We start from the raw sequence: 26,484 nt of genomic DNA, 5'->3' as shown, positions 1-26,484 counted from the left end.
GGAGGTGACGTTGCGGCTGCCGACGCCGTTGGTGATCTCGCCGGCTGACGCGAACAAGCGGATCACCTGGCGGTTCGTGTCCGCCGCCGACGACCAGGCGCCGTGGCAGATCCTCGGCGCGGACGACAACCCGTTCGGGTACAGCCCGGCGGCGGGCAACAACGTGGCCGGGTTCGGCGGGAACCTCGACTACGCCACCATCGACGGCGTCGCCGACCAGGGCGCGGACATGGCGGTCGCGTTCGCCCGCGAGATGGACACGGTGACCGGGCTGACGGTGACTCCGCAGATCCAGCCGCTGACGGTGGTCGACCCCGGCTGTCCGCTCCCGGCCGACGCGATCCCGACCGGTATCCGGTTCCACCGGATCTCGTGGGATGCGATCAACAGCCCGGTGGTGGCCGGGTGGGGCTACTACGAGGTGCAGCGGCGGGACACCACCATGCCCGCCGAGGTGTGGGAGACGATCGGCACGCTGTCCTCCCCGATGGTGACCACCATGGACGACTACGAGGCCCGGGTCGGGGTGCAGTCGTTGTACCGGGTCCGGATGGTGCACGCCGCGGGTATCCCGGGGCCGTGGACGGCGACCGTGCCGGCGACGGTCGCCGCGCCGGGAGTGACCGGCACCCGCGTGGACGTCGGGGTGCTGATCTTCACCTCCAACCACAACCCGGACGGCAACCTCGCGTACGTCAACGTCACCAGCCGGGGCGAGCCGGAGGAGTTCACGTTCCCGGAGGGCGGGCAGACCGACCTGCAGCAGATGTACGGGCGGGACTTCCAGGTGGCGTTCCGGCCGACCGAGCGGGTGGGCGTCGAGTTCACCCGCACCCTGATGGTCAACTCTGTCGGGGTTCCGACACAGACCCTCGATCGGGGGTTCACCGGGCTGCGGGATCTGGCCTGGGACGCGCTGCCGTACGTGTGTGTGCGGGACGAGCTGGACAACCGGTGGCTGGCCACGATCCTGGTCCCCTCCGCGACGGTCCAGCGGGTGCCGTCACGCGGCCATCTGGAGCTGGCGCGGGTGACGGTGGTGCAGGTGACCGACGTGCCCGCGCCGGTCGACCGGCCCGCGCCGTGCGAGGGCCTGGCCGTGGTCGGGAACATCGATCAGGTGGTGGCGCAGACGGCGGCGCCGGAGCGGCTGTCCGGGCTGCTGGTGGCGTCGGACTCGTTCACCCGCACGGTGGCCGGTGGGTGGGGGTCGACGGCGCAGGGGATGCCGTGGGACTCGCCGGCCCCGGCGCAGCTGGCCGTCAACGGCAGCCGCGGTACCCACTCCCTCGCCGCGATCGGCACGGCGGTCACGTCGTACCTCAACGAGCTGTGGGTGGACGGGCGGATCCGGGCTCAGGTCGGGGTGAGCGCGCTGGCGACCGGCGCGCCGATCGGGGCGGCGGTGATCGCCCGCGCCTCCGAGACGATGGTGTCGATGTACCGCTTGCAGGCCAACTTCGGCACCAGCGGCCAGTTGTCGGTGCAGCTGGTCAAGCGGGTCGGTGGGGTGGACACCCAGCTCGCGTCGCAGACGATCGCGGGTGGGTACACCACCGCCACGGTGCTGAACCTGGAGCTGGACGTGCGCGCGGACCGGCTGATGGGCTGGGCGTGGCCGTCGACGGGCAGCAGGCCGGTCAACCCGACCTTGACCGCCACGGCGACGGAGCTGCGGAACCCGGGCTGGTGGGGTACCCGGTCGCTGCTGGCGTCGGGGAACACCAACGCCCAGCCGGTGACGGTGTTCTACGACGAGTTCGCGGTCCGGACGACTCCGGCGGACATCGACGTGCGGATGTTGCTGCGGCCGTCGGGCGAGACGTGGCAGGTCGCGGTGGCGCAGATCGCGGACCCGGCGGTGGACCCGGCGCGGTACTGGTCGGTCGACGCCGACGAGGTGACCTCCTGCATCGACATGTCCAACGGCGACTTCTACTACGAGTGCGTGCAGACCTCCGGGATCGGGGCGGTCCGTAACCGGCAGATGTGGTTGCGGTGGACGTACGACTCGGTGAACCCGTCCGGCGGTGGTCAGTCGCAGGGAACGTGGTGGGTGTCGACGGACGGGGTGGCGTGGACGTCGGTGACGACGCTGTCGGGGCCGGTCGCGCCGTTCCAGCCGTCGAGCGCTCCGGTGCAGATCCTCGCGGCCGGTGCGGTGACGGTCGGGCGGGTGGAGATCCGCGACGGCATCAACGGGCCGTTGATCGCCAGCCCGGACTTCGGCGGCCAGCCAGGCGGGACGACCTCGTTCACCGACGGGCAGGGCAACGTGTGGACCGTTTCGGGGAGGGGGATCTGTGCCGCCTGACGACTTCGACCTGCCGCGGTACGTCGGTCAGCGGTCGGGCACGTTCCGGTGGCGGCTGCTCGACGGGGTGACCGGTGTGGTGCGGGGGGAGCTGCATCCGTTGCGGGACACCAGCCCGCAGCTGTCGCATGACACCACCTCGACGATCAGCCGGCGGGTGTCGCAGGTGACGCTCGGGGCCGTCGATGCCGGGTTGATCAACCCGCTGCGGGACCGGGTCGAGCTGTCGATGGTGACGGTGACCGGACGGCGGCGGGAGGAGAGGCCGCTCGGGCGGTACATGGTGGCGGACGCGACCAGCCTGGAGACCTCCGGCGGGACGACCGCGCCGATCACCTTGTACGACGAGATGTTCGTGGTCGACCAGGAGCTGGACGCCGGGTTCAACGCCGGCGGGAGGGCCGTCGACCAGGCGGCGTACGCGCTGCTGGACGGGCTGCCGATCGGTGATGTGCAGATCGACGCCACCGACCAGACCGCCGACAACGGCTGGTCGGCGGGCACCTCGCGGGCGTCGGCGCTGGCCGACCTGGCGAACCTCGGGGGCTACTTCAAGCCGTGGTTCAACCACCGCCACCAGCTGAGGATGATGCGGGCGTTCGAACCGGCGGCCCGGCCGCCGACGATCGATCTGGACGCCTCACCGCGGGTGGTGGCCGGGTCGGTCACCCGGTCGAATGACCTGCTGACGGCTCCGAACCGGTACGTGGTGGTGTCGAACGCTGTCGGGGAGGAGCAGACCGCGCCGATCGTGGGCACCTACGACGTGCCATCGTCGGCGCCGCATTCGATCCAGCAGGTCGGGTACGTGCGGCCGAAGGTCACCGACGCGCAGGTGTCGTCGGTGACGCAGGCGCGGATCTACGCGCGGACGCTGGGCATCCAGGACGCCGTCTACGAGCGGGTGGAGCTGACCACCCCGGCCGACCCGCGCCATGACGGCTATGACGTCGTGCGGTGGGACGGGCTGCTGTGGCTGGAGACGGCGTGGCAGATGACGTTGACGGTGGGCGGGCCGATGCGGCACACGCTGCGGCGGGCGTACGGGAGCACGACGGGAGACGAGCTGTGACGATGCCGGGGGGCGACGAGGAGCAGGCGATCGCGCTCGCGCGGGCGGTCCTCGAGCGGATGCAGTCGCAGACGGCGTGGGCGTTGCGGCCGGCGACGATCGACCCGCCGGACCGGCTGGGTCGCACGATGGGCACGGTGGACGGTGACTCCACCTCGGTGCGGATGACGTCGCTGATCGGGCGGGTGGTGCCGGGGGCGCGGGTGATGGTGCTGGTCACCCCGCCGTCGGGGCATCACATCGTGGGTTGGGTCGGTGCGCCGTCGACGTCGGTTCCGCTGGTGCAGCCCTTCACCGATGTGACCCAGCCGGTGGAGTGGCTGCCGCCGGCTGGGTTGCGGTACATCGAGGTCGAGGGCGTCGGCGGCGGCGGTGGCGGCGGCGGGGTGACCGGGTCGTCGACGTCGGGGGCGAACGGCTGTGCCGGTGGCGGCGGCGGTGGCGGGTACTGCAAGTCGATCATCCCGGGGTATCTGCTGACCGGGCCGGTGGTGGTGACGGTCGGGCGGGGTGGCAACGGCGGGACGAACGGGGCGACGCCGGGCCAGGTCGGGGGGAACACGTCGTTCGGGTCGTTCTGGGTGGCCAACGGCGGTGGGTTCGGTGCGGGGAACACGGCGGGCACCGGCGACCAGGTCGGTGCGCGGGGGCTCGGCGGCACGGCGGCCGGTGGCAACGTGCTGAACGTGATGGGCGGGCACGGTGACTACAACCGGACGTTGGACGGGCGGCAGACGTTCCGGGGCTCGGGCGGTGACTCGGTGCTCGGACGCGGCGGGAACTCGTCGGGGTCGGTCGGTGGTGCCGGGCCTGCGGGCTATCTGTACGGCGGTGGTGGTGCGGGGGCGATCGCGGCGGCGACGACGCGGGCCGGTGGTCGGGGGGCGGATGGTGTGGTGATCATCCACTGCCACTTCTAGTGACGGGGCGTGTGCGGGTGTTAACGCAAGATCACTGTAACGTTTTGGGGCCCGGGAGCGATATCAACTACCAAGCAACGCGGTTGCCCACCTGTGGGAATGCTGTGAGGGAGGTGCGCGGTGACTGCCCGTGACTGTCCATTGTGGCGTGTCGATGGCGTCGTCTGCGCTCCCGCCGGCGTGAGGTGGGGTCCGCGTGCGCCGAGGCTTTTCTCAGGGGGGTAGGCGACGGCGGGGGGCGGGGGCGCTGGGCAAGCACACTGCCCGCCCCCCTCCGTCGCCACGCGTCCGGCTTGGTTGGTGACCGAGCCGGGCTAGCCGGGGGGCATAGCGCGAATCGTAGCGGCAGGCGGGGAACGTCTGTCCACCCTTAAGTGAGCCATAAAGGTCACGAGTCTGTGACAACAGTGGGTAACGGTCTACAGGTCAGACCACTTTGTAAACACCCCCCGAAAGTTGACTACTTCACTGTTAGTGGGTACCGTCACAGTTGACCGCCACGGACGCCTGGAAGTCCGGGCAGGAGAAAGGACGACTGTGACTGAGAACGTGGAGACGGCCGTCTCCCGGTGGGAAGCCCTACAGCGGGACGCGAGGACCGCCGAGGAGCACGCCTGCCTCATCCGCGCTCGCCGCGCGGTGCCGAAGGATCTGGCGCCGGAGGCGTACGCACGGGCCGCCGTCGAGGTCTACCAGACGGTGCTCACCGACGGTGACTACCGGCATCTGGACCGCGAGCTGCCGCACCCGGCGCAGGCCGCCGACATGATCCGGGTCCGCGACGAGGGTCACCTCGACGGGCCGGGCCTGATGGCCAGCCGGATCAACGGGCAGGTGCGGCTGATGATGGCCCGCCGGGGCTGGGCCACCTTCCGCTCCCGCGACGGCGCGCCGTTGCCGGCGCGGGACTGGGCGGGATACGTGCAGCTCACGGTGGAGGGCGAAGCGGTCGCCACCGCCGTGCTCGCGCTGCCGATCGACCTGCCCGACGCGGTGGCCGCCGCGCTGCTGGCCGTCGAGCGGGGCGGCCCGGACGGGTACTCCGGACAGTGGCCGGGGGCCCGGAACACCGAGGGCGTCTGCCGGGCGTACCGGCTGGTGACCGCGCGGGCGTCCCGGCAGGGCTTCCCCGCCGACTGGTACCTGCTGACCGAGGCCGGGACGGAAGCACTCAACCGGTGGCGGGAGGACCGGCAGCCGTACATCCGTCCGTCGGTCAGCCAGTACCGGCTACTCGGCGAGGTGCTGTCGCGGGCCGTGCGGCGGCGGACGTACCCGCCGGGCACCTACGAGGTGTGTCGGCGTAACGGCTGGCTGGAATGGGATGAGGCCAACGACCCGGACCACGTCCTGTGCACGGTGACGGCGCTCGGCAGGCAGGCGGTCGCCCGGTACGACCGCGGCAGCGGGACGGCGGCCACCGCGCGCCGGAAGCTGCCGCAGATCCGGGTGGTCGAGGTGACCAAGGGCCAGACGGTCCGGCTGTCGAACCGCCGTGGCTGGCGGCTCGGGCCGGAGTGGGTGCGGGTCGTGGACGTGGAGAAGCAGCCCGCCGAAGGGCGTAAGCCCGGCGGGTGGTGGATCTTCATCGAGCAGCACGGCCGGCGGGTGCCGTACGGCGGGAGGCCGTTCGCGGCCCGGCAGATGTTCGACGTGCAGCAGCCCGGTAGCTGACTTTCCTCTGTGGTCCCCCGGAGTGACCCGAACGCTCCGGGGGACCACCCCCCTGACCGGGCCGGCCACCTGGAAGGCCGGCCCGGGGTATCCGAGAAAGGACGACCGCGATGGCGGACGAGAACGACGACGGGCAGGGCTACCAGCCCGAGCGGTGGGTGTTCGGCGGGAGCCGGGCCAGCAAGGGCAGGCGGGTGCACGCCTGGGTGCCGCCGGGTGCGACGGCCGAGGACGAGCTGTGGTTCCCGGTGATCGGTGGCGGGAAGTCGATCGGTGGTGTGTACGAGGTGCACGTGCGCCGCAGCGGCGAGAAGGTGTCGATGCAGGAGGGCGTCACCTTCATCGGCCGCGGTGAGGACACCGCGCTGATCCTGGAGCTGGAGGTGCGGCACCGGGAGGCGGAGACGTACCTGTCGATGCGGCAGGCCGAGCGCAACGCCGGTCGGATGTCGGAGCTGGACGCCGCGCTCGCGCCGTTGGAGCGGCTGATGGCGAAGGCGCCGCCGATGCAGCGGGACGCCTTGTTGGTGCTGGTGTTGCGGCGGTTGGCGAACGCCAGATAATCACCCCCCGGTGGTTGATTATTTCGGGGGGAGTCGGTAACGTCATGGGTGTCAGGGCGGGCCGCCTGGAACGGCCCGCCTCGCCACCGAGAAGGGACTGCCCTGCCATGGAAACTCTGGACCTCGCGCACGTCACCCGGACTGCCGGCGACTACTCCTACACCCGCGTCTGCCGGATGCCGGAGGGCTTCACCGTCCGGGTCCGGATCAAGCGCGACTCGTACAAGACGCAGTCGTTCGCGGTGGTCGAGGTGCTGACCCCCGGGCTGACCTGGACGGACCTGGCCAGCGAGGACGCCTCGGTCTGGTACGACGACAGCCCGCGTACCAACGGCCTGAAGGCCATGGAGCAGATCGCCGGGCGGCTGCTGACGCGGGCGACCACCATCCTGACGGGCAAGCGGGCCGTCTGACCTGCGCTTCCTGTCAACCCCCGGGGCGGTAAATCACCCCCCGGGGGTTGACTATTTAACGGGTAGGCGGTAACCTTCAAGGGGTAACGGCGGGTCGCCTGGAACGGCTCGCCACCGAGAAGGGAGCCAGCCATGCGCACGATCAGACTCGCGGAAGGACTCGGGACGGTGCAGATCAGCAGGCAGCGCGGTGAGGTCCGGATCGCCGGGCAGTTCATCGGCCGGATCAGCCGTCGCGACGGCCGGTGGACGGTGCCGGGCAGCCCGCAGGGGTACCGCGACCCGGAGCAGGCGGCCGAGGTCCTGGCCGAGACGTTCGCCGGGGTGACGGTGTGATGGCCACGGAGACCGCCCTGACGTCCACGGAGAGCGTCCCGACGTCCGGCCCGTACGTCGACTACCGGCGGCGGCTGTTCGCCCGTCTGGTGGTGCTCGCGGTGCAGCAGCCCGGCGCCGATCTGGCCGGGGTGACCACCTACCTGCTCGACCGGCCGGAGTTCACCGGCCAGGCGATCGGGCGGTGCCTGACCGCGCTGCACCTGACCCTGGCCAACGAGTGGGTGAGGGCGAAGACGTTCGTGTCGAGGCACCCGGATGTTGCTCGGCTGGTCGCCGAGGACTGACCCCCCGCCGACCCCTCGCGGCTGTCCTGCCGCGAGGGGTGGTCAGAGGGCCAGCCCTGGGAGCAGCCCCTACCGAGAAAGGACATCCATGTCCCCCACGATCAACCCGGCCACGGGCCGGCCGTACGTCCTGACCGACGTGACGCACGCGCTGGAGCTGGTCCGCCGCCGGTTCGGTATCGACCTGTCCGAGCCGTACGCCCTCCTGGAGCACCCGGGCCACCTGGCGGCGGTGCTCGTGGTCGACGAGACGCGCCACGCCCTGCGGCATCTGGAGTACACCTCGGCGGTCGGGCACCGCTCGGTGTCGACGCTGCGGGTCACCGTCGCCGACGTCGACTGCCGTCATGCCTTCGACGCTCCGGGCTGGACCGAGCTGCGGGCGGTGCCCGAGCTGGTGGCCGTCCTGCGTGACCGCTACGAGCTGATCGGCCGTCTCGTCGGCCACTACCTGACGACGTTGCCGGTGTGCGAGCACGGCGTGCGGCGGGTGGAGGGCTGCACGCCGTGCGACCGGATGGACCTGCGGGTCGCCCGGCTCCGGCTCGGCGCGCCGTACCTCAACGACGCCGAGAAGGCGTGGATGCGCGACGTGCAGGGCTGGCACATCCCCGAGTCGTGGGAGGAAGCCCGGGAGGTCGCCGCGCAGATGACCGCGTCCGGGGTGCCGTACGACGACGAAAGCTGACCCCCCGCCGGCCCCTCGCGGCAGGACAGCCGCGAGGGGTGGTCAGGGGGCCAGCCCTGGACGACGGGCCCCGGGTCGAGAAAGGACAGCCAGCCATGACCGGTGGTGGAGCAGTGGAAGCGGGTTCCGGGGTGGACCCGCGTGAGGGAGGGGGATACGTGGTTCAGCTGATCGAGACGGCGCCGATAACCGCGGCCGAGGAGCGGGCCGTGCACTACCTGATCACGAACGGGCCGGGGTATCTGGACCTGTTCAAGCCGGAGCTGGTGGCGCAGTTGCTCGCCGCCGGCCGGGTGCGGCTGGACGGCGACGGGCGGTACGCGGTGACGGCGCTCGGGCGGTACGAGGTCGGGCGGGCGGACACGATCCCGGCCGGTGAGGTGATCGCCGTGTTCGACCCGGCCAGCCGGGAGGTGACCGGCTCGGCGCGGGGACAGGATCTGTTCCGGCTGCGGTTGCCGGAGGGCGGTGGGTGGTTCCGGCCGTGGCGGGAGCAGGTGGCCGCGGTGCTCGGGGTGTTCGGCTGGACGGTGACGGGGCAGTGGTCGCAGGTCGGTGAGCCGGACGAGAGCGGGCAGGTCCGGTGGGGCACGGTGCTGCGGTACGAGCGGGACTGAGACGAGGCGGCAACCCCCGGAAATTCACCCCCCGGGGGTTGTCTACTTCACGGGTAGGCGGTAACGTCGAGCAGGGCGGCGGGGCACCTGGAAGCCCCGCCCGGAACCGAGAACGGAGTACGGCATGTCCGAGAACGACGAGGTGCGCAAGGGCCTGACGGTGAGCGTCTACCGGCCGGCGGACGGCCACGACGCCACGATGAACGGCATCAGCTCGCGGTACGACCGGCTGACGGTGGTCGGGATCATCAACCGGACCGACCTGTCGCGGGAGCTGGTGGTCGAGCCGCTGCCGGTCGCGTGCCAGCACCGGGCCGCCACTGCGGACGCCCCGGCCGTGCTGCTGCAGAGGCGGTGGATCGGCGGTGAGGTGCTGTCGCTGATCCCGGCCGACCTCGACGGCCGGACGCTGCGGATGCACCTGAGCCGGTGGATGTTCGGCAGCAACTTCGCGTGGGTGACCGACTCGCGGTTCTCCTCGCTGCTGGGCCACCGGTACGCGGCGATCGCCGTGCATGACCGGTGCGAGTGGTGACCGGCGCCGTCGGGGCGGACGCGAGCGGTGAACTCGTGTGGGTCTGCGGGGTGTGCGGGCAGGAGCTGGGCGACTTCTCGCAGGTCGCGTCGGGTGACTGTGTGTTCTGCGAGCTGATCATGGGTGAGTGCTGCTTCGTCTACGACGAGCGGAAGGCCGAGGTGAGCTGCCCGCCGGGCCGGTGCCGCGACCCGCAGCGGCGGTAGCCGGAGCCGAGACAACCCCCGGGAGGAAATCACCCCCCGGGGGTTGTCTATTTCATGGGGAGGCGGTAACGTCATGGGTGTCAGGGCGGGCCGCCTGGAAGCCCCGCCGAACGGACGAACCGAGAAGGAGCCGGTCATGATCCTCACCCCCCGCGTTGGTATGCGAGTCGCCCACGACATGCCCGTCCCGTCCTACCGGGACGCCTGCGGCGACCGGCACCGCAAGGGCAAGGTCGTCAGCAAGCCGTTCGACAGCAGCCGGGGCAAGCGGGTCGACGTCCAGTGGGACTGCGGCTGCCTGGCCAAGCCGCTGCTGCGGCTGCTGCGCCGCGACGGCCGGATGCCGCTGGCCTGGCTCCGGGAGTACCGGCAGAAGACGCACCAGTTGACCGGCCGGGAGATCGCCGAGCAGTTCTACGCCTTCGGGCTCACCCCGGACCACGCCGCCCGCTGGGCCCTGCGCGGGTTCCTTCCGGCCGAGGCCCGGCCGTGGATCATGCACGACTTCACCCCGACCACCGCGGCCCGCAACGCCAACCAGTTCCGGTCGGTGGAGCAGGTGCTCGCCGAGCGGGCCCGCCGCCAGCTCGATGAGGTGCTGCCCGGCTGACCCGGGACGGATCAGGCCCCCGACACCCCCCGGTGTCGGGGGCGCTGCGCGTGTGCGCGGTACCGTCGAGACGGGTACCTGGAATACCCCACCCAGCCGAGAGAGGTGCACCGTGGACACCGTAGGCGACCGGATGAAGCAGTGGCGCAGGCGTCGGGGCGGCATGTCCCAACGGACCCTCGCCGACCTGGCCGGCCTGTCGCAGGGCTACGTCTCGCAGATCGAGTCCGGCCAGAAACCGCTGGACCGCAAGAGCACCCAGGTGGCGATCGCGCAGGCGTTGAACATCACCGTGCCGCAGCTGCTCGGGCAGCCCGCCACCGACGCGGACCCGGTGCGGGACCGGGCGGTGGCGTACGTGCCCGCGATCCGGGACACGTTGATAGAGCTGGCGTACGGCGAGCGGCGGCCACCGCGGCGTGACGCGACCGCCGTGCGGGCCGCTGTCAGCCATGCCACCGACCTGCGTAACGCCGCCGACTACGGGGCTATCGCGCCGCTGCTGCCGGACCTGCTGATGGACCTCGCGGGCCACGGCATGGACCTCGGCGGGGAGATGGTCGAGACGCTGTTCACCACCCGGTTCACGCTGCGCACGATGGGACATATGGACCTGTCGCGGGAAGCGGCCGAGGTGGCGGTGACGGTGGCCCGGGACTACGGCGACCCGGCGTGGATCGGGCAGGCCGCGTACAACCTGGTGCAGGCGTTCCCGCAGGAGTCCGCCGTGGTCGGTCACCGGATGGCGGTACGCGCCGCCGACGAGCTGGACACGGCGAAGGGCCGGGGCGCGCGCGAGGTGTACGGGTGTCTGCATCTGCTGGCGGCGTTGGAGTCGGCGGTGGCGAACCAGGCCGGCCAGGCGTACGCGCATCTGGACGAGGCCGAGCAGGTGGCCCGGTCGGTCGGTGAGCCGCAGCGGCGTACCGACCTCACCGCCGGCTGGAACGGCAACTGGTTCGGGCCGACGCAGGTGGCCATCTGGCGGATCACCATCAACGCCGAGCTGGGTGAGGCGGGGGCGGCGTTGGAGTCGGCCGCCCGGGTGGACATGAGCAAGATGCCGGTGCCGAACCGGCACGTCTACTTCTGGACTGATCAGGCCCGCGCGCTGGCCGCGTTGGGTAAGGACCGGGAGGCGATGGGCGCCTTGGCGAAGGCCGAGCGGTCGGCGCCGCAGCACTTCCGGTTCTCCCCCGCGACCCGGGATCTGACGGCGTCGTTGATCGCTCGGGCGAAGCGGCGTGCCGTCGCCGGCGAGCTGTCCGATATGGCCCGAAAGTTGGGGCTGCACCCGCTCTGACCTGCGGAATCGCGGTATTACTTTTGGCGATATTCCGAGGTGGACACCCCCATACCGTCACTCACAGCGACGCGCCACCTTGACGCCCGTTAGGTTGGCGCGTCGCCCCAGGACCGGGTCTGAGGGCCGCCCCCGTGGCTCTCAGACCGCCCGGTCCGGGTCCAGCAGACGCGCGCAGCCCCGCCAGCCCAGCGCCGCGAGCGCCGCGTCTCGGGATTGAGGTACGGCGGTGGCCACCCTGGACAACCGCCGCCGTACCCGCCTCCGGTGAGGAGAGGGACATGCGGCGAGCGAACCACCCGGCCGGGAGCCGGCCGTGAGCACGACGTTCCCCAACCCGCTGCCGGAGCCGGGACGTCTGGCGCCGCTGCCGCCCCGGCCGGACGGCGTCACCCACTGGTACGCCCGGCCCTCGTGGACCTGCGACCACGACTGCGGGCCGTGGCCCTGCCCGGTCGCGCGGGTCGAGCTGGGCGACCACTTCGCCGACGACCCGACAGCCCTCGCGCTGTTCGTCGTCGCGCACCTGCCGCACGCCGCCGCTGAGGCGGGCACGCTCCTCGTCGACGAGCTGCACGAGCTGTTCGTCGCGTGGACCCGCCCTGCCGTCCGGCCTGCCGCGGCCCCTGAGCACCCGGACCGGGACCCGAGGTCGGCCCGGGTGAACCACGGCGCGGGGACCGACTCCCCGCAGCAGCATGGAACAGAGGAGGTCCCCATGGACCTGTACGCGCTCGACGTGGCCCCCACCGCGAAGCCCGGCGTCAAGCTGTGCGGCGGCAACCTCACCTCCGACAACGAGTCCTGCGCCGTCGTGCGGGAGATCCAGCCGGGGGTGTACGAGGTCACCGACAGCAAGGCCCCGGAGCGTCCGGGCCTGCGCTTCGACCGGGCCGAGATGGAGAACCTCGGCATGAAGTTCCCGGCCGAGTTCCCCGCCTGACCGACCGCCGGCTGCTACACACACCAGCGGTCATCGGGTCGCCTCCCGCCCTGTGCGGGGTGGGGGGCGGCCCTCCGGGCGGCGTCAGGAGGAGCAGGGTGGAAGGCTGGACGGGGCACTGGCACGGGTACGGGCCGTGGATCGGGCCTGCTGCGGAGTTCGCCAAGGAGGGCCCGCGCCGGCCGTCGAAAGACCCCGACCAGCACCGCCTGTTCCTGGCGAACACGATGACTCCGACGCAGACCGGAGCGTGGCTGCTGCGGCCGAGGCAGGCGTCCCGCGACCGCACCTGGACCGACGTGGACGACGCGTTGGCCTGGTACGAGCAGGTGTGGCGGTCCAACCCTCCGGGCGGTGACGTCCTGCCGATCGAGACCGCGCTCCCGCTCGACCGCGGTCACCTGCTGCGGGGCAGCGACATTAGCGCCGGTTACTACAACCCGAGCTTCCTGTTCGTGGCGTTCTCGATCGTCTGCTGCCCGCAACCCGTCTTCTTCCCGGGCGTGCCCTGCCCGATGCCACCGCGCTAACCCCCCGAGGAGGGGCCCTCATGTCACTGCGACTGCTGCTGCCGGACCACGCCGACCGTCTGTTGAAGGACTGGCCGGACGACCTGGTGGTGTTCGACGACCGCGAGCCGACCGAGTTCGATCAGGCGATCACCGCCGAGTGGCTGATGCGCTACGTGCGCAACGGCTGCCTGCCGGTCAAGGAGATCGCCGCTGTCCGCGACGGGCTGTCGCTGACTCAGCAGGCGTTCCTCGACGGCAACGGACACGTCGCCGGCGAGCGGCTGATGAACTTGCTCGACGCCGGTTTCACGCTGCGGCTGGGCAACATCCAGCGGATCTTCCCGTACTTCGCCGACCTGACCCGGGGCATCCAGTCCGAGACCGGCTTCTCCAACTACGTGCACGCCTTCTTCACCCCGGGCGGGAAGCAGGGCCTCAACTGGCACTGGGACCAGCAGGTCGCGTTGGTGGTGCAGATCTCCGGCACGAAGCGGTGGGAGCTGTGGCGCCCGATCGTGGACGGGCCGATGCGCGAGCACCTGCTGTCGTTCAAGGTGTGGACGCCGGAGACGTTGAAGGAGTGCCTGAACGCCGGCCCGCATCAGGTGATCGACCTGGAGCCGGGGCAGGCGATGTGGATGCCGCGGGGGTGGATCCACAACCCGCACAACGTCGAGGACGACATGTCGGTGCACCTGACGTTCGCGATCCGGGAGCGGACGCCGTACTGGGCGGTGGACGAGATGGTCAAGGACGCCATCGGGGTGCCGGGGCTGCGGCGGGTGCTGGCGCCGGAGACGGTGCTCGGGCCGGAGCTGGCGGCGGCGGCCGGGGCGGCGCGGGACGAGCTGGTGGCCTATCTGCAGGGGCTGGACATGGACGTGCTGGCGGGTTCGCTGCGCGAGCGGGCGTTGAGGGATAAGGAGTTCACCATCTGAGGCTCCGCGACGGCGGGTGAACCGTCGCGGGGGCAGCCGGTCTGGGTGAGGGTTCCGGTTGCCGGGGAGGTGATGGCCGACGCCAGGGGGTACAGCGGCCGTCACCTCCCCAAACTTTTTTCGGCCATAGACCAGGGATGATGCACCTCCCCACCGAAAAACACCCCCCCGAGGTTGACTACTTCTGCGCCAGTCGGTAATGTCTTGGGTGTCAGGAACAGCGGGCCACCTGGAAGGCCCCGACCGAAAGAGGAACCGAGATGGCCGCCAAGGCGCAGACCCCGAACACCGCTCAGACCGCCGCTCTCACCGAGGGCGCCGCCACCGGCTTCCTGCCGGCGGACACCCCGAACGCCAAGCGCACGGCCGAGGCTGGCCCTCTCGTCCCCCCAAGAACAGGAGGTGCGCCGTGATGGCCACTGCCTCTGACAAGGAGAGCAAGCCGTTGACCGGCCGTGCTCTCGAACGGAAGCGACAGCAGTTGATCAACGATGAGACGTTGGTCGACATGCCGGGCATCGCGAAGATGCTCGGTGTCGAGTACCAGACGGTGAAGTCGTGGCGGAAGGACTACCGCAACAACATCGCCACCGCCAACGAGGAGACGCCTCACCCGAAGCTGCTGCCGAAGGAAGACGGACCTGACATCCCCGGTAAGCCGACCTGGAAGGCCGGGACGATCCGGCGCTGGGCGATGCAGACCGGGCGGATGACGCCAGATGGACAGGCGGTGAAGATGAAGCCGCCGGGCCGCCCGCGCAAGACGGGGTGACCTGTCACAGCCTCGCGGCACGATAGCCGCGAAGGGGCGAGCTTGAAGAAAGTTCGCCCCGGGGATGATCGGCGCAGAGCCTGGAATGCATCAATGCCGAGTCCCCGGGGCGGAACCGAGAAAGGATCTCCTGCACCAACCGTGCATACGCACTGCCGAGGCGGGTTCTCCTGAGCCCACGATACACGGACGGTCGTTTCGCCTCCACGAGGCGACCGCAACGCGCGCCACTGGTGCGCGCCGTGCGGGCTGTCCAGGCGCCACGGCTGGCTCTCCAACCCTCACCAAGATGACGCACCCCCGGGTCGGCCGTGTAGCGATAGCTGGCAGGCATCTCGATGGCTTCGCCGGGGGCACGTCGGACAGGAGCACCACGATCATGGCGATCGCCAGTCCCCCCGACGACAACCGTAGCGACCCCACCGACCAGAACGCACCGCCGGCTGACGGTGCGCCGGAACCGCCCGAGCAGCCCGCCGAGGTCGACCGTCAGCCGTTGACCGACCTCATCCCGGGTGAGCACAGGCCCTCACAGCTCCGGCCGCTCATGGGCCGTTACAAAGGCCCGCGTAACTTCGACGACCAGCTGCGCATGGCCGCCTCGCTGGCCAAGGCCCGCTTCGCCGTGCCCCGCCGCTACCGCGACAACCCCGCCGACGTCCTGGCCATCATGCAGGTCGCGCAGGCCCTCGACGTGGACCTGCCGGTGGCCTGGGACAACGTGTTCTTCGACGAGGAGGGCAGCAGCCGGATGCGGGCCCGGCTGATGCACGCCCTGGTCATCCGGGCCGGCCACCAGGTCACCCCGCTGGAGGTGTCCCCCACCAGCGTGTCGATGATGATCCGCCGTGGTGACGGCAAGCCGGGCGGCGGCGCGCAGTTCACCGCTCTGGAAGCCGCGACGACCGGGCTGCTGAACCGCGACGACAAGGCGGCGGTGTGGACCCGGTTCACCGAGGACTCGCTGTGGGCGCGGTGCATGTCCCGCCTGGTGCGCCGGTACGCCCCGGAGGTCACCCTCGGCATGTACGAGGTCGCCGACGTCGGGGAACCGCCGTTGGACGACATCCTGGAGCCGGACATGTCCGGGGTCGAGCTGGACGCCGACGGGCATCCGGTGCCGGCGCCGGACGTCGCCGAGCTGCTGAGCAGGCTCGACCCGAACGGTCCGCTGATCGAGATCCGCAAGCTGTGGCGGCAGGCCGGGGAGGAGGGGCTGCTGCACCGGTACGCCGGGGTGGTCGGGCAGGTGCGGGTCACCGTCAACGAGCTGCTGTTCAACCAGGGCAACCGGGCGCAGGCCCGGGAGGAAGCCGCGGCCGCCGCAGCCGCCCGGGCGGCAGTCGAACGGGAGACGACGGCCGCCGTTCGCGGGAAGACAGCCGCGAAGAAGAGCACCACGGCGAAGAAGACCACCGCGGCGAAGAAGACCACCACCACGGCGGCGAAGAAGACGCCGGCGAAGTCCACCACCGCGGCGAAGAAGACCACCACGGCGGCGAAGAAGACCACCGGCGCGAAGAAGAGCACCGGCACCCCGGCCCGGTCCCGTACCCGGGGACCGCTCGAGGAACCGCATCCGGTGATCGACGCGGCGGCCGGTACCTCCGGGCTGCTGCCGTGCGGCTGCGACGCCGCCGCCGTGCTCGCCTCCGGCCAGCACCGGAAGGACTGCACCGGTCATGTCGGGTGACGTGATCACGGTCGAGGAGCTGGCCACGGTCGAGCACCGGCTCCGGACCGCGATGGGGCGGGCGTTCCGCGCCGAGACCGCGTCGCGGGAACGCGACCCGCACCACCTCGGGCTGTCCAGCGTCGGCACCTGCACCCGCCGGGCGGCGTACGCCCTGGCGAAAACGCCGGTCAGTGACCGGCCGCCGGTGCGGGAGGCCCGCCAGGCGAACCTCGGCACCTGGGAACACGCCGGGCTGCTGCCCCGGCTGTCCGAGCAGTTGCCCGGGTCGCGGGTGGAGTCGAAGGTGCGGCTGCGGGCGGCCGGGCTGGAGCTGGTCGGGTCGATCGACCTGGACGACCTGGACGGGGTGGTGGACCTCAAGACGGTCGGGGAGCACCGGTTGGCGGCGGTCCGCCGGCTGTGGCGGCCGTTCTACCACAACCGGGTGCAGGTGTCGTCGTACGCGTTGGCGCGGCTGCAGATGGGCCGGCCGGTGCGGTGGGTGGCGTACCTCTACATGGACCGCGCGTCGGGCGCGGAGGAGGTGGTGGTCGAGCCGTTCACCAACGCGCTGGCGTTGGAGGTGATCGACCGGGTGACGCTGCTGCGGGCGTTGTCGGCCGACCCGGACCGCGCGCCGCGCGACGAGCGGGGGCCGGGGCTGTCGCTGTCCTGCGACGAGTGCCCGTGGCTGAAGCGGTGCTGGGGGCCGGACGCCGAGCCGTCGGTGGTCGGGCCGCAGGCGGTGTCGACGGACCCGGAGATCATCGCGGCGCTGGCCGACTACGACGACGCCCGCGCGCGGGCGTCGCAGGCCGAGGCCGACAAGAAGTGGGCGCTGGCGCGGTTGAACCGCGCGGCGTACGGCACGTACGGCCCGTACCGCTACGGCCGCAAACGCGACATCGAGGAGACCGACCGGGCTGCGGCTGAGCAGCGGTTGGTGGATCTGGGCGAGCCGGTGCCGAAGAAGAAGAAGCGAGGTGCTGTGGACATCAAGGTGGTCAGCCGGGTGCCGCAGCCGGGGGAGGGAAAGCCGTGAGCGTGGAGCACAACGACCCGTGGCAGTTCATCGACCTGTCCACGGACGGGCTGATCGCCATCACCGAGGAGGACACGGCGGCGCTCGGGCACGTGCTGATCCACATGGTCGACCAGCGGTGGCTCGGGCCGATGCTGTACACCTGGGCGGCGATGTTCGGCCGGCTGATGACCCCGCCGGGCACCACCCCGGAGCAGGCGGCGGCCGGGCTGGCGGCGGTGCCGTCCCCGCACGGCCGCGACGAGCCGTGGTTGCGGGTGCTGACGACGGTGATCCGGGCGGCGGTGTTCGGCGACGGGGACATGGTCAGCGCCGGGCTCGCGGCGGCGGGCGAGCTGCCCGACGAGCAGCGGTGGCAGTTCGTGTCGTCGCTGGGGCAGACGCTGACGGTGGCGCTGGGGCAGGAGGACATCGACGCGCGGGTGTTCCGGGTGGTGCACCTGTTCGGGTTGTCGGCCCGCCATCCCCGGCTCTACGAGGCGGCGCCGTCGCTGGTGGACCTGACGCTGGCGGTCGCCCGGCGGCAGATGTCCGAGGTGGATCAGATGATCGCCGGGATGCGGGAGGAGCCGGTCGAGCGGGTCGAGGCGCGGGCGACTCTCGCGGCCCGGACCCTGGCCAGCATCAGCGCCCATGACGTGCTGGTGACCGTTTCCCGGCCTGAGAGCGACGGTGACGGACCGCCGGCCCTGCTCGACTGGTCGGACCTGAGCGCCGACCGGCAACGCTCACGAGTCGAACTGGCGAACTGCTGGGTGTTCCGGATGGTGCACGCCTTCCACCACGACGAGCCGGAGATGGCCGGTCGGATCCTCGTGCACGGCCAGACGGTCATGGCTGAGCGGGAGGTGCCGGACCCGAGACGGATGGTGGCGGTGGCGGTGATCGGTGCCGCGGTCGAGCTGATCGCCGCCGGGTTGTGCTCCTACGAGGAGCAGATCGAGCAGGCCAAGGAGGGGTGACCGGCCAGGCGGGGGCCGGCGCGTCGACGGCGGCGGGCCGGCCCCCGCCCGTGTCCGGTTCGGTGTGACACGGGTCCTTATCGGGCTACCTGGTGTGCGCGGAACCGGCCGGTACGGCATAAGGTGATGCCGGTCACGAGGTCGCGGCTAAGATGTTGCGCTTACTCGACCGGAACGTGAAAAAGAGTCGGCCCCCGATCCGAGGGGGATCAGGGGCCGACCGCGCCATATGAGGTTATGGAGGTGGTGCTGACAGGCCTGGCAGCCTGATCAAGCAGTGTTTACGGAGCACGATCAACAGATCCCATCTCCACTCAACCCCTGACCAAGACGCAAAGTCCCTGGACGGCGCTGGGCAAGTGGTGAGTCTACCGGACGGGCGCTGGGCGCGCGATATTACCCTCCGTCGGACCCAACATGGTTTCCCGGCCTGCGCCGTCTCAGAGACGGAAGGGCTCGATGATGAGCACGACCACGATCCGGGTGCGCGAATGACCGCCCGGAACCCGAAGACCAGTGATGAGGTCGAGGTCCGGGGCGGACGCCGTCCGCCGGCCCGCACGGAGGTCTTCGACTGGGTACCGCTGTCCGGGGTGTCCCCGCACGCGATCGCGCTGTACAACCTGCTGCGGATGCACGTGAACCGTGAGCGCGACGACGAGTTCGTGTGGACGGGCAAGCTGAACCTCGCGGTGATGATGGGCCTGTCCCGGGGCGACAAGATCGACCCGTACCTCACCGAGTTGATCCAGGTCGGGGCGGTCGAGAAGACGTGGGCCGGTATGCCGCGGCACAACGTCTACACCGTGCATTCGCTGCCGCCGCCCGGGTACACCGGGATCACCTCGCTGAAGCAGTGGTATCAGGCGCACAAGCCGCTGCTGGAGTTGAAGCGCAAGGCCGAAAAGGACGCCCGCGACGCCCGCCGGGCGAAGAAAGCGCAGGCCAACGCAGTTACCCCGAATACGGGGGAACAGTCAGTTACCCCGAAAACAGGGGAACAAGTTGCCCCCGAAACGGGGGAACATGTACCCCCCTGTGGGGGGGAACATGTTGCCCCGAAAACAGGGCGGGAACCTAGAAGGGGTTTTGAACCTCCAAGAAATGAACCTCCTCCTTCTCCTGCTGTTTCCTCCGACGAGCCGCCGGAGTGGGCGGTCGCTCCTACCGCAGAGCAGGAGCAGCAGCAGTCCTCTTCGGAGGATCAGAACCCCCACGGGCTGAGCGCCGAGGAGCAGGCGTTGCACAAGGCGTGCACGACGAAGCGGCCGCGGTGGTCGGCGTCGGTGCTCGCCGAGGTCCTGGCGGACCCGTTCATCCGGGAGCGGCCGTGGCCGCTGGTCGAGCGGGCGTTCCTGATCGCGGCGGGTACGGCGAAGACGTTCACCCCGCGCCGGTTGCTGGAAGACGCCTGCCCGCACTGGGATCAGGCCGAGAAGCAACTCGTCGACGAGGCGGCGGCGGTGGCGCGGGCCGCCGCCGACCCGGTCGCCGAGACACCGCCGGGCGGTGGGGTGCCGGTGAACGTGGTGCCGGAGCAGCGTGCCGGGGACTCGAAGGCGAAGCTCGCGGCGCACCAGGCGGCGCAGGAGGCGGCGGCGCGGCGGCGGCTGGCCGGGGCGAAGACGTGAGCGGGCAGGACAGCCGCAAGCCGTTCGTGTGCCCGAGGTGCGCGGCCCGGTCGTGGCATCCGGTCGACAAGCAGGAGGGCTACTGCGGGCGGTGCAAGGCGTTCACGGCGCCGCCGGCGTCGTCGGACACGATCGCCGTGTACGCGCTGCTGGCCCGGTAGCCGGCGGTGGGCAGCGGGTATCCCCGTCGCACCTGCTCCTGCGGGTCGATGGTGGTGCTCCTGCCCACCCCGGCCGGCCCGGCGGTGCCGGTGGACCTCGGCCGTGACCCGGCCGGGAACCTCGTCACCGTCCGGCTGGGCCGCCGGGGCTGGGGCGTGCGGGAGCTGACCGAGCAGGAGAAGGCCCGGGGCACGCACCTGCCGCGGTTCACCGCGCACTGGTCGACGTGCCCGAGCCCGGAGCAGTACCGGGTGCTGGCCCGCCGGACCGCGCCGGGCACCTTCCCGGCCCGCCCGGCGCGGCGGGTGCGGTGGGGCCCGTGCACCGGCTGCGGGGACCAGCACCCCCGCGCCTACGGCACGGTGGCGTCGCCGTCGTGGTGCGACGGTTGCCGTGCGAGAAAGGGAATACCACCGGTATCCTCTTTCGACTCAACGTGGCGTCCGTGATGACCGATCGTCGGATGCCTTGATCATGGACATGTGATGTCTGATCATCGAGCCGGTTTGATGAAGTGCAGGGGGACATTGCGATGAGCACGACTGCGACTGCGCAGGACGACCAGCCCGCTCCGGTCCGGCGGCTGGCCTCGGTGCCGACAACCGGTCGCGGGACGACACCCGCGACGGTGGCTCCGGTGGTGGCGTTACCGACCCCCGCCCCGGTCGACGGCCGCCCGGCCGCCGTGGCGCTCGCCGCCCCGGGCGCGCCCGCCCGGGTGCTGCCGCTGATCCCACCGGCCCGGGTTGGCGGCTCTCCTGCCGCGAGCGGCGCGCCGACGGTGGTCATGCCCGCCGTGGCGGCCCCGGCCGACCCGGGCCCGGCGCTGGCGCTGCTGGACCTCGACGGCCGGCCGGCGGCAGGCCCGGCGGGCAACGTCGTGCCCGACCCGGACGGGCCGCGGCTGACGGTCGTGCAGGCCCCGCCGGAGCGTCCGGCGTCGGACCCGGCGCCGTGCGGGCTGATGACGCAGTGGATCGGCCAGGTGTGCCAGGACGCCGGACAGCCGCTGTCGCTGACGATCACCGGCCAGCTGCACACCATCTACGTGCACCTGCCCACCGCCGAGGTGTGGCAGGCGTGGTGCGCGCGGCTGGCCACCGACCACAAGACGGTCACCCACGACCAGCTCGTCGGCGGGATGCTCACCGGCGTGGTGTTCACCCACGGCTGGACGATCCACGTGCAGCTGCTCGGCCGTCCGGCCGCCGTCGCGGGAGGACAGCCGTGAGCGCCCGGCATCGGTACGTCCTGGAGGTCAACAACGCCGTGCTGCGGCTGGAGCCGCAGGAGGTGCTGCCGTTCGTGCGCGGGTTCGCCCAGGCGCTGAACCAGGTCCGGGAGCTGGCGGTGCTCGACACCGACGCGCCGGAGGATACCAAGCGGATGCAGGCCATGCAGATCGGCCACCAGCTCGGCTGGTGGGACTACCGCTACATCGAGAGGTAGCACCCGGGGGGTGCGGGAGGTGCGGGGGCGTGGCCGGTGGCCACGCCCCCGCCGCCGTCTCGCGGCAGGACAGCCGCGAGCGTCGCAGCGGGACACCCGCAAAATAAACCCCCCTATAGGTTGACTACTTCACGGGTAGGGGGTTAACCTATGGGTGTCACGGCGGGTCACCTGGAACGGCCCGCCAACCGAGAAGGGACACCCCACATGCCCGCCTACTTCGAAACCGGCTTCTCCGTCCGCGAGGTGCCGTGGCACGGCCTCGGCAAGATCCTCGACGAGTACCCCGGAAGCTGGGACGAGGCCCGCCGCCTCGCCGGCCTGGACTGGGAGCCGGTCGAGTTCCCCGCCTACGACATCGCCGGCGAGCCCGACGAGCGCGGCTTCGCCAAGGTCGAGGTGATCGAGGGGTTCAAGCAGATCAAGCGCTCCGACACCGGCGCCCGCCTCGACATCGCCAAGGGCACCTACCACCTCATCCCGCACAGCGAGATGGGCCAGATCCTCGAAGCGATCATGGAGAAGTCCGACGGCGAGATCCAGTACGAGACCGCCGGAGCGCTCAACGAGGGCAAGCGGGTGTGGGCCCTGGCCCGCCTCGGCGGCATCCGGGAGATCCCCGGTGATCCGTCCCCGATGCAGCCCTACATGGCCCTGCTCAACAGCCACGACGGCTCCGCCGCCCTGCGCGTCATCGCCACCAACGTGCGCATCGTCTGCGCGAACACCTGGCACGCCGCCGATATGCAGGCCGACCGCGACGGCTCGGCGTACAGCTTCAAGCACACCTCCGGGTGGAAGGACCGCGTCGAGGAGGCCAAGGTCGCCCTCGCCAAGTCCCACGCCCAGATCGAACACACGATCGAAGAGGCCCGCGCCATGTTGCAGGTGAAGGTCAACAAGATCCAGCGCAAGACCTTCATCGAGCAGTTCGCGATCTCCCGGGTCATCGAGAACACCATCGGCCGCCGCCCCACCTCCCGCACCACGCTGGAGGAGCGCCTGGCCCAGCCCCGCGTCGCCAAGGCCCTGGAAATGACGATCGGCGAGATGAACAAGCTGATCGACGGCCGGACCTGCAACGGCATCCGCGACTCCGTGTACGGCCTCGTCCAGGCCGCCGGGGAGTTCGCCGACCACATCCGGCCGTACAAGACCGAGGAGAGCTACTTCTCCCGCACCATGCTCAACGGCTACGAGCCGCTGAAGGTCGAGGCCGTGAAGCTGGCCCGCGAGGTCGTCAAGTCCGCCTGATCCGCCCGCACCCGGCCGGGTGGCCACCGCCACCCGGCCGGTTCCCATCTGCCCACGGAGGCACCGTGAACCCCACGACCCTGCCGGACCCCATCACCGACGACATGGTCCGGCTCGGCTACGTCGCCCTGTCCCTGCTGACCGACCACACGAACCTCGCGACCGTCCAACGGCACGGCCCGGCCGCCCTGCTCAACCTGCACCACGACCCGGCGTCCGTGCTCCTGCGCGCCCGCCGGGCGCTGGCCACCGCCGAAGGCCTCGGCGCGCGGGCTGTCCTGCCCGGAGACCCGCAGTGGCCCGCCCAGCTTCACGACCTGCCCGCCAACGCGATCCCGCTCTGCCTGTGGGTGCAGGGCCCGAGAATGCTGCCCGAGGCCACCGCGCAGTCGGTGTACGTCACCGGCTCCCGCGCCGCCACCGCCTACGGCACCCACCTCGCCCAGCAGCTCGCCCACGACCTCACCGACCGGTACGGCTGGACCGTCGCCTCCGGCGCGGCGTTCGGCATCGACGCCGCCGCCCTGCGCGGCGCTGCCGTCACCCGGCACAGCATGCCGCCGCTGATCGTGTCCGGCAGCGGGCTGGACAACCCGCACCCCACCGCCCACACCGACCTGTACGCCTACGCCGCCGCCGAAGGCCTCGTGGTCACCGCCGAACCCCCCGGCGCCACCCTCACCCGCGACCGCCACCACCGCCGGCTGCAGCTCGCCGCCGCGCTCACCTCCGGCGTGCTGATCGTGGAGACCACCACCCGAGGCGGCGCGATGACCCTCGCCGAGCACGCCCGCCGGATGACCCGGCCGGTGGCCGCCGTCCCCGGCCCGGTCACCTCCACCCACTCCGCAGGCTGCCACGCCCTCATCCGCGACCGGCACGCCCGCCTCGTCGGCACCGCCACCGAGGCCCACGACGCCCTCACCCCCCGATAACCCACCCCGAAAGGACAACCACGATGCGCACCTTCGCTCACAGCACCCGCGGCCACGTACGGTTCCCGACCCCACGCCCGGCCGCCAACGACACCGCCGCCCGCGACGTGTGGATCTCCTCCCGCACCCACCGCACCCCCGCCCACCGCCGGGTCGCCGGCATCCCCATCGAGGGCCAGCGCGCGGTGACCACCCGCTGCGGCTGGAACCCCCCGGGCGGCATCCTCGTCACCCGCACCGAAGCCGCCGGGCTTCAGGCCATGCCCTGCCTCGCCTGCTTCCCCCCGCAGGCCACCCCCCGCACCTGACCCCCACCGCAGGTCACCCCGGGCCACCCACCGGCCCGGGGTGACCCCATATCACCCCCAGCTAGTTGATCATCTTCTGTGGAGTCGGTACCATCCCCGACGTTCCCACGACCGCCTGGACCGGCCTGGGAACCACCCACCGAGAAAGGCCCACCGCACCTATGACCGGCCCACCCCGACCCGTCTGCGTAGCCCTCAACCGGCCTGGCACCGCCGTTCCCGGCCCGAACCGGGCTACCCTGACCCCCGCCGCGACCGCCACCAGGCGCGACCGGCACCATCACGGAGTCGACGCGAACTGTCGCCAGCTCGCACCGACACCCACCAACGTCCGCGTCACCGACCGGCCGACCCCGCCCACCGTGCGCCGGGTCGACCACCCGGAAGGAGCTGTCCTCACCATGTCCACCGGCACCTCACCGGCCGTGCCCGCACCGCGGGTCGCGGCCGTCGACGTCGTGGCCCCGCACCACGACACCCCGGAACCCCTCGGCCGCCGCCTGGCCTTCATCAACAACAAGGGCGGCGTCGGCAAGACCCTGATCACCGCCATGGCCGCCTCCGGGCTGGCCGCTCGAGGCCGCCGCGTCCTCGTCGTCGACATGGACCCCCAGGCCAACCTCACCGGCCGCGTCGCCGCCGAGGTCGGCCCGAACGGCAGCATCGGCGACGTCCTCGCCCGCCGGGAGAAGGGCGGCGCCCGCGCCGCGATCGTCCGCTGCGGCTGGGACAGCCCCGAAGCCCAGCTGATCGACGTGCTCCCGGCGAGCCTGTCCCTGGAAGACCGCAACAGCGAAGCCGCGGTACCCGGCTCGCACCAGCGCCTCAACCGCGTGCTCTACGGCGTCACCGACGACTACGACTACACCCTGTTCGACTGCCGGCCCGCCCTCGGCCACCTGGAACAGAACGTCGTGCAGAGCCTGGAAGCCGAGAACGGCGACGGCGTCTACATCGTGGCCGAACCCCACAAGGACGCCATCACCGGCGCGCAGCGCGTCCTCGCCGAAGTCGAGGAATGGGCCGACCAGCTCGACATCGACGTCGACATCCTCGGCGTCATCGTCAACCTCGTCGTGTCCAACACCAAGCTGCACCAGGGCCGGGTCAAGTCCATCCCCGCCTCCCTCGGCGACAACGCCCCGCCGGTCCTCACACCGCACATCCCCCGGCTCACCCGCATCGCCGAGGTGACCGACCTCGCCGTGCCGATGCTCTACGACCCCCGCCTGCGCCGTGAGGGCGTGGTCGACATGATGAAGCAGCTCGCCGCGGCGATCGACGTCGGAGCGGACGCATGACGGCCAACGGCTTCGACCAGCCGGTGCAGCCGCACAACGTGCCCCGCCGGCGTGGACGCCGCGACCCGGACGAGCAGCCCGCCACCCCGGCCCCGGCACGCGCCGAGCCCGCCCCCGCCCCGGCACCCGCCCCGGCACCCGCCCCGGCACCCGCCCCGGCACCTGCCCCGGCACCGGCTCCCGAACCGGCCCCGGTACGCACCGCCGAGCCGACCGGCGCGACCTCCCTCGACCGCGTCCTCAGCAACCCGGCCCCGGCACAGACCGTCGCCAGCGCCGTGTCCGTGACGGACCTGCTGGAGCTGCGCAAGAAGCGCCGCGACCCCATGACCGACTGGTCCCGCGACGGCACCCGCCTCACCAAGTGGATCCAGGCCGCCGTCAAGCTCCAAGCGGACATGACCGGCTACCAGCAGCAGGAGGTCATCCGCGACGCCCTGCTCGGCCGCGTACCGCTGTCCCCGCAGCTCCTCGACGCCGCATTCGAAGCTGAGTACGGCTACCCGCGCACCGATCTGCGCGACTGACCACGCACCACCCGGGGCCGGCCCGGGGCGACGCCTCCCCACCCAGGGGAACGCACGCCCCGGCCGGCCCTCCTTCATGCCCACCCACCTGCACAGCTAGCAGCACAGCTAGCCACGCTGCTAGCAGACTGGCTAGCAAGCTAGCTAGCAGATCACGGGGCCCCGTACGGGGCTAGCCACGTGGCCCCGTGACCACCGGCCCGCCCGCGTCACCGGCAAGCTACCCGCACACCCGCCGGACCACCGTGCCGCCCGGCCACCCGCACGCCGGGGCAGACCGCCTCGTGCCGACCCTCGCCACCGCGTACCCGCCGGACCACCCGGTCACCTCGACAGCCACCCGGACAGCAGACCAGACACCCGCCCGGACACCGGTCCGGACAACCAGACGCCCACGAACCCGCTCACCAGCCCGCGCGCCCGGACAACCACCCGGACAACCAGCCGCCCACCGGCCTGCTCACCAGCCCGCACGCCCGGACACCGGATCGGACAACCACCCCGGCCCCTGACCACCCGCCAGCCCTCGACCCGG

31 protein-coding genes are annotated in these 26,484 nt (G+C 71.5%); all 31 read left to right on the top strand.

The features are described from left to right. On the top strand, window positions 1–2,314 hold a 2,314-nt coding region (locus O7611_RS31695; RefSeq protein WP_269698385.1), incomplete at its 5' end, for a hypothetical protein. Continuing rightward, window positions 2,304–3,386, top strand: a complete 1,083-nt coding sequence (locus tag O7611_RS31690) for a hypothetical protein (protein WP_269698292.1) — start codon at window positions 2,304–2,306, stop codon at window positions 3,384–3,386. The genes O7611_RS31695 and O7611_RS31690, both read left to right, overlap by 11 nt. Window positions 3,387–3,388: 2 nt before the next feature. After that, window positions 3,389–4,306: a glycine-rich domain-containing protein gene (locus O7611_RS31685; protein WP_442929402.1), complete on the top strand. Its 918-nt coding sequence runs from the start codon at window positions 3,389–3,391 to the stop codon at window positions 4,304–4,306. A gap of 537 nt (window positions 4,307–4,843) precedes the next feature. After that, window positions 4,844–5,980 (top strand): hypothetical protein, encoded by a 1,137-nt coding sequence (locus O7611_RS31680; RefSeq protein ID WP_269698290.1) that lies wholly within the window; start codon window positions 4,844–4,846, stop codon window positions 5,978–5,980. A gap of 110 nt (window positions 5,981–6,090) precedes the next feature. Continuing rightward, a complete protein-coding gene (locus tag O7611_RS31675) occupies window positions 6,091–6,543 on the top strand; it encodes a hypothetical protein (RefSeq protein ID WP_269698289.1) in 453 nt (150 codons plus the stop codon). A 107-nt stretch (window positions 6,544–6,650) separates the two neighbouring features. Further along, on the top strand, window positions 6,651–6,956 hold the full coding sequence (locus tag O7611_RS31670; RefSeq protein WP_269698288.1) for a hypothetical protein: 306 nt from the start codon (window positions 6,651–6,653) through the stop codon (window positions 6,954–6,956). Between the two features lie 132 nt (window positions 6,957–7,088). After that, window positions 7,089–7,292, top strand: coding sequence for a hypothetical protein (locus O7611_RS31665; RefSeq protein WP_269698287.1), 204 nt, complete (start codon window positions 7,089–7,091; stop codon window positions 7,290–7,292). Continuing rightward, entirely contained in the window at window positions 7,292–7,579 is a 288-nt protein-coding gene (locus O7611_RS31660) for a hypothetical protein (protein ID WP_269698286.1), read from the top strand. Before O7611_RS31665 ends, O7611_RS31660 begins: the two co-directional genes overlap by 1 nt. A gap of 88 nt (window positions 7,580–7,667) precedes the next feature. Beyond that, window positions 7,668–8,267 carry a hypothetical protein gene (locus O7611_RS31655; RefSeq protein ID WP_269698285.1) on the top strand — a complete coding sequence of 200 codons (600 nt, stop codon included), beginning with the start codon at window positions 7,668–7,670 and terminating at the stop codon, window positions 8,265–8,267. A 158-nt stretch (window positions 8,268–8,425) separates the two neighbouring features. Then, window positions 8,426–8,884 (top strand): hypothetical protein, encoded by a 459-nt coding sequence (locus tag O7611_RS31650; protein WP_269698284.1) that lies wholly within the window; start codon window positions 8,426–8,428, stop codon window positions 8,882–8,884. A gap of 124 nt (window positions 8,885–9,008) precedes the next feature. Next, entirely contained in the window at window positions 9,009–9,419 is a 411-nt protein-coding gene (locus O7611_RS31645; RefSeq protein ID WP_269698283.1) for a hypothetical protein, read from the top strand. Beyond that, window positions 9,416–9,625, top strand: coding sequence for a hypothetical protein (locus O7611_RS31640; protein WP_269698282.1), 210 nt, complete (start codon window positions 9,416–9,418; stop codon window positions 9,623–9,625). Before O7611_RS31645 ends, O7611_RS31640 begins: the two co-directional genes overlap by 4 nt. Window positions 9,626–9,761: 136 nt before the next feature. Further along, window positions 9,762–10,235: a hypothetical protein gene (locus tag O7611_RS31635; protein ID WP_269698281.1), complete on the top strand. Its 474-nt coding sequence runs from the start codon at window positions 9,762–9,764 to the stop codon at window positions 10,233–10,235. A gap of 112 nt (window positions 10,236–10,347) precedes the next feature. Continuing rightward, complete coding sequence (locus tag O7611_RS31630) at window positions 10,348–11,538, top strand: helix-turn-helix domain-containing protein (RefSeq protein WP_269698280.1); 1,191 nt, start codon at window positions 10,348–10,350, stop codon at window positions 11,536–11,538. Between the two features lie 316 nt (window positions 11,539–11,854). Further along, window positions 11,855–12,481: a hypothetical protein gene (locus tag O7611_RS31625; protein ID WP_269698279.1), complete on the top strand. Its 627-nt coding sequence runs from the start codon at window positions 11,855–11,857 to the stop codon at window positions 12,479–12,481. Window positions 12,482–12,579: 98 nt separating this feature from the next. Next, complete coding sequence (locus O7611_RS31620) at window positions 12,580–13,011, top strand: hypothetical protein (protein WP_269698278.1); 432 nt, start codon at window positions 12,580–12,582, stop codon at window positions 13,009–13,011. Window positions 13,012–13,031: 20 nt separating this feature from the next. Then, window positions 13,032–13,931, top strand: coding sequence for a JmjC domain-containing protein (locus O7611_RS31615; RefSeq protein WP_269698277.1), 900 nt, complete (start codon window positions 13,032–13,034; stop codon window positions 13,929–13,931). A gap of 409 nt (window positions 13,932–14,340) precedes the next feature. Beyond that, window positions 14,341–14,703, top strand: a complete 363-nt coding sequence (locus tag O7611_RS31610; protein ID WP_269698255.1) for a hypothetical protein — start codon at window positions 14,341–14,343, stop codon at window positions 14,701–14,703. A 379-nt stretch (window positions 14,704–15,082) separates the two neighbouring features. Continuing rightward, complete coding sequence (locus O7611_RS31605; RefSeq protein WP_269698254.1) at window positions 15,083–16,396, top strand: hypothetical protein; 1,314 nt, start codon at window positions 15,083–15,085, stop codon at window positions 16,394–16,396. Continuing rightward, complete coding sequence (locus O7611_RS31600) at window positions 16,386–17,420, top strand: hypothetical protein (protein ID WP_269698252.1); 1,035 nt, start codon at window positions 16,386–16,388, stop codon at window positions 17,418–17,420. The genes O7611_RS31605 and O7611_RS31600 overlap by 11 nt, the downstream gene beginning before the upstream one ends. Further along, window positions 17,417–18,382: a hypothetical protein gene (locus O7611_RS31595; protein WP_269698250.1), complete on the top strand. Its 966-nt coding sequence runs from the start codon at window positions 17,417–17,419 to the stop codon at window positions 18,380–18,382. Before O7611_RS31600 ends, O7611_RS31595 begins: the two co-directional genes overlap by 4 nt. A 491-nt stretch (window positions 18,383–18,873) precedes the next feature. Next, complete coding sequence (locus tag O7611_RS31590; RefSeq protein WP_269698248.1) at window positions 18,874–20,013, top strand: hypothetical protein; 1,140 nt, start codon at window positions 18,874–18,876, stop codon at window positions 20,011–20,013. Beyond that, the gene (locus O7611_RS31585) at window positions 20,010–20,174 is read left to right on the top strand and encodes a hypothetical protein (RefSeq protein WP_269698247.1); all 165 of its coding nucleotides are present in this window, start codon (window positions 20,010–20,012) and stop codon (window positions 20,172–20,174) included. The genes O7611_RS31590 and O7611_RS31585 overlap by 4 nt, the downstream gene beginning before the upstream one ends. Window positions 20,175–20,180: 6 nt before the next feature. Then, window positions 20,181–20,624 (top strand): hypothetical protein, encoded by a 444-nt coding sequence (locus O7611_RS31580; protein ID WP_269698246.1) that lies wholly within the window; start codon window positions 20,181–20,183, stop codon window positions 20,622–20,624. A gap of 83 nt (window positions 20,625–20,707) precedes the next feature. Continuing rightward, window positions 20,708–21,406 (top strand): hypothetical protein, encoded by a 699-nt coding sequence (locus O7611_RS31575; protein WP_269698245.1) that lies wholly within the window; start codon window positions 20,708–20,710, stop codon window positions 21,404–21,406. Beyond that, complete coding sequence (locus O7611_RS31570; RefSeq protein ID WP_269698243.1) at window positions 21,403–21,624, top strand: hypothetical protein; 222 nt, start codon at window positions 21,403–21,405, stop codon at window positions 21,622–21,624. The genes O7611_RS31575 and O7611_RS31570 overlap by 4 nt, the downstream gene beginning before the upstream one ends. 207 nt (window positions 21,625–21,831) lie before the next feature. Continuing rightward, window positions 21,832–22,878 (top strand): DUF932 domain-containing protein, encoded by a 1,047-nt coding sequence (locus tag O7611_RS31565; RefSeq protein ID WP_269698241.1) that lies wholly within the window; start codon window positions 21,832–21,834, stop codon window positions 22,876–22,878. Window positions 22,879–22,943: 65 nt separating this feature from the next. After that, window positions 22,944–23,813 (top strand): DNA-processing protein DprA, encoded by an 870-nt coding sequence (locus O7611_RS31560; RefSeq protein WP_269698239.1) that lies wholly within the window; start codon window positions 22,944–22,946, stop codon window positions 23,811–23,813. A 23-nt stretch (window positions 23,814–23,836) separates the two neighbouring features. Further along, the gene (locus tag O7611_RS31555; protein ID WP_269698237.1) at window positions 23,837–24,121 is read left to right on the top strand and encodes a hypothetical protein; all 285 of its coding nucleotides are present in this window, start codon (window positions 23,837–23,839) and stop codon (window positions 24,119–24,121) included. A gap of 401 nt (window positions 24,122–24,522) precedes the next feature. Then, complete coding sequence (locus O7611_RS31550) at window positions 24,523–25,422, top strand: ParA family protein (RefSeq protein ID WP_269698236.1); 900 nt, start codon at window positions 24,523–24,525, stop codon at window positions 25,420–25,422. Next, window positions 25,419–25,949 carry a hypothetical protein gene (locus tag O7611_RS31545; protein ID WP_269698234.1) on the top strand — a complete coding sequence of 177 codons (531 nt, stop codon included), beginning with the start codon at window positions 25,419–25,421 and terminating at the stop codon, window positions 25,947–25,949. Before O7611_RS31550 ends, O7611_RS31545 begins: the two co-directional genes overlap by 4 nt. Window positions 25,950–26,484 lie beyond the last annotated feature (535 nt).

Source organism: Micromonospora sp. WMMC273 (assembly GCF_027460285.1).
Taxonomy (GTDB): domain Bacteria; phylum Actinomycetota; class Actinomycetes; order Mycobacteriales; family Micromonosporaceae; genus Micromonospora; species Micromonospora aurantiaca.
Note: the sequence above shows the minus strand (reverse complement) of the source record. Positions and strands in the feature narration are given on the sequence as shown.

Coding starts and splice junctions, on each gene's coding strand:
- O7611_RS31685 (WP_442929402.1), top strand. CDS start 3,389: ATGCCGGGGGGCGACGAGGAGCAGGCGATCGCGCTCGCGCGGGCGGTC.
- O7611_RS31675 (WP_269698289.1), top strand. CDS start 6,091: ATGGCGGACGAGAACGACGACGGGCAGGGCTACCAGCCCGAGCGGTGG.
- O7611_RS31670 (WP_269698288.1), top strand. CDS start 6,651: ATGGAAACTCTGGACCTCGCGCACGTCACCCGGACTGCCGGCGACTAC.
- O7611_RS31665 (WP_269698287.1), top strand. CDS start 7,089: ATGCGCACGATCAGACTCGCGGAAGGACTCGGGACGGTGCAGATCAGC.
- O7611_RS31660 (WP_269698286.1), top strand. CDS start 7,292: ATGGCCACGGAGACCGCCCTGACGTCCACGGAGAGCGTCCCGACGTCC.
- O7611_RS31655 (WP_269698285.1), top strand. CDS start 7,668: ATGTCCCCCACGATCAACCCGGCCACGGGCCGGCCGTACGTCCTGACC.
- O7611_RS31645 (WP_269698283.1), top strand. CDS start 9,009: ATGTCCGAGAACGACGAGGTGCGCAAGGGCCTGACGGTGAGCGTCTAC.
- O7611_RS31635 (WP_269698281.1), top strand. CDS start 9,762: ATGATCCTCACCCCCCGCGTTGGTATGCGAGTCGCCCACGACATGCCC.
- O7611_RS31615 (WP_269698277.1), top strand. CDS start 13,032: ATGTCACTGCGACTGCTGCTGCCGGACCACGCCGACCGTCTGTTGAAG.
- O7611_RS31605 (WP_269698254.1), top strand. CDS start 15,083: ATGGCGATCGCCAGTCCCCCCGACGACAACCGTAGCGACCCCACCGAC.
- O7611_RS31600 (WP_269698252.1), top strand. CDS start 16,386: ATGTCGGGTGACGTGATCACGGTCGAGGAGCTGGCCACGGTCGAGCAC.
- O7611_RS31590 (WP_269698248.1), top strand. CDS start 18,874: ATGACCGCCCGGAACCCGAAGACCAGTGATGAGGTCGAGGTCCGGGGC.
- O7611_RS31575 (WP_269698245.1), top strand. CDS start 20,708: ATGAGCACGACTGCGACTGCGCAGGACGACCAGCCCGCTCCGGTCCGG.
- O7611_RS31565 (WP_269698241.1), top strand. CDS start 21,832: ATGCCCGCCTACTTCGAAACCGGCTTCTCCGTCCGCGAGGTGCCGTGG.
- O7611_RS31555 (WP_269698237.1), top strand. CDS start 23,837: ATGCGCACCTTCGCTCACAGCACCCGCGGCCACGTACGGTTCCCGACC.
- O7611_RS31550 (WP_269698236.1), top strand. CDS start 24,523: ATGTCCACCGGCACCTCACCGGCCGTGCCCGCACCGCGGGTCGCGGCC.
- O7611_RS31545 (WP_269698234.1), top strand. CDS start 25,419: ATGACGGCCAACGGCTTCGACCAGCCGGTGCAGCCGCACAACGTGCCC.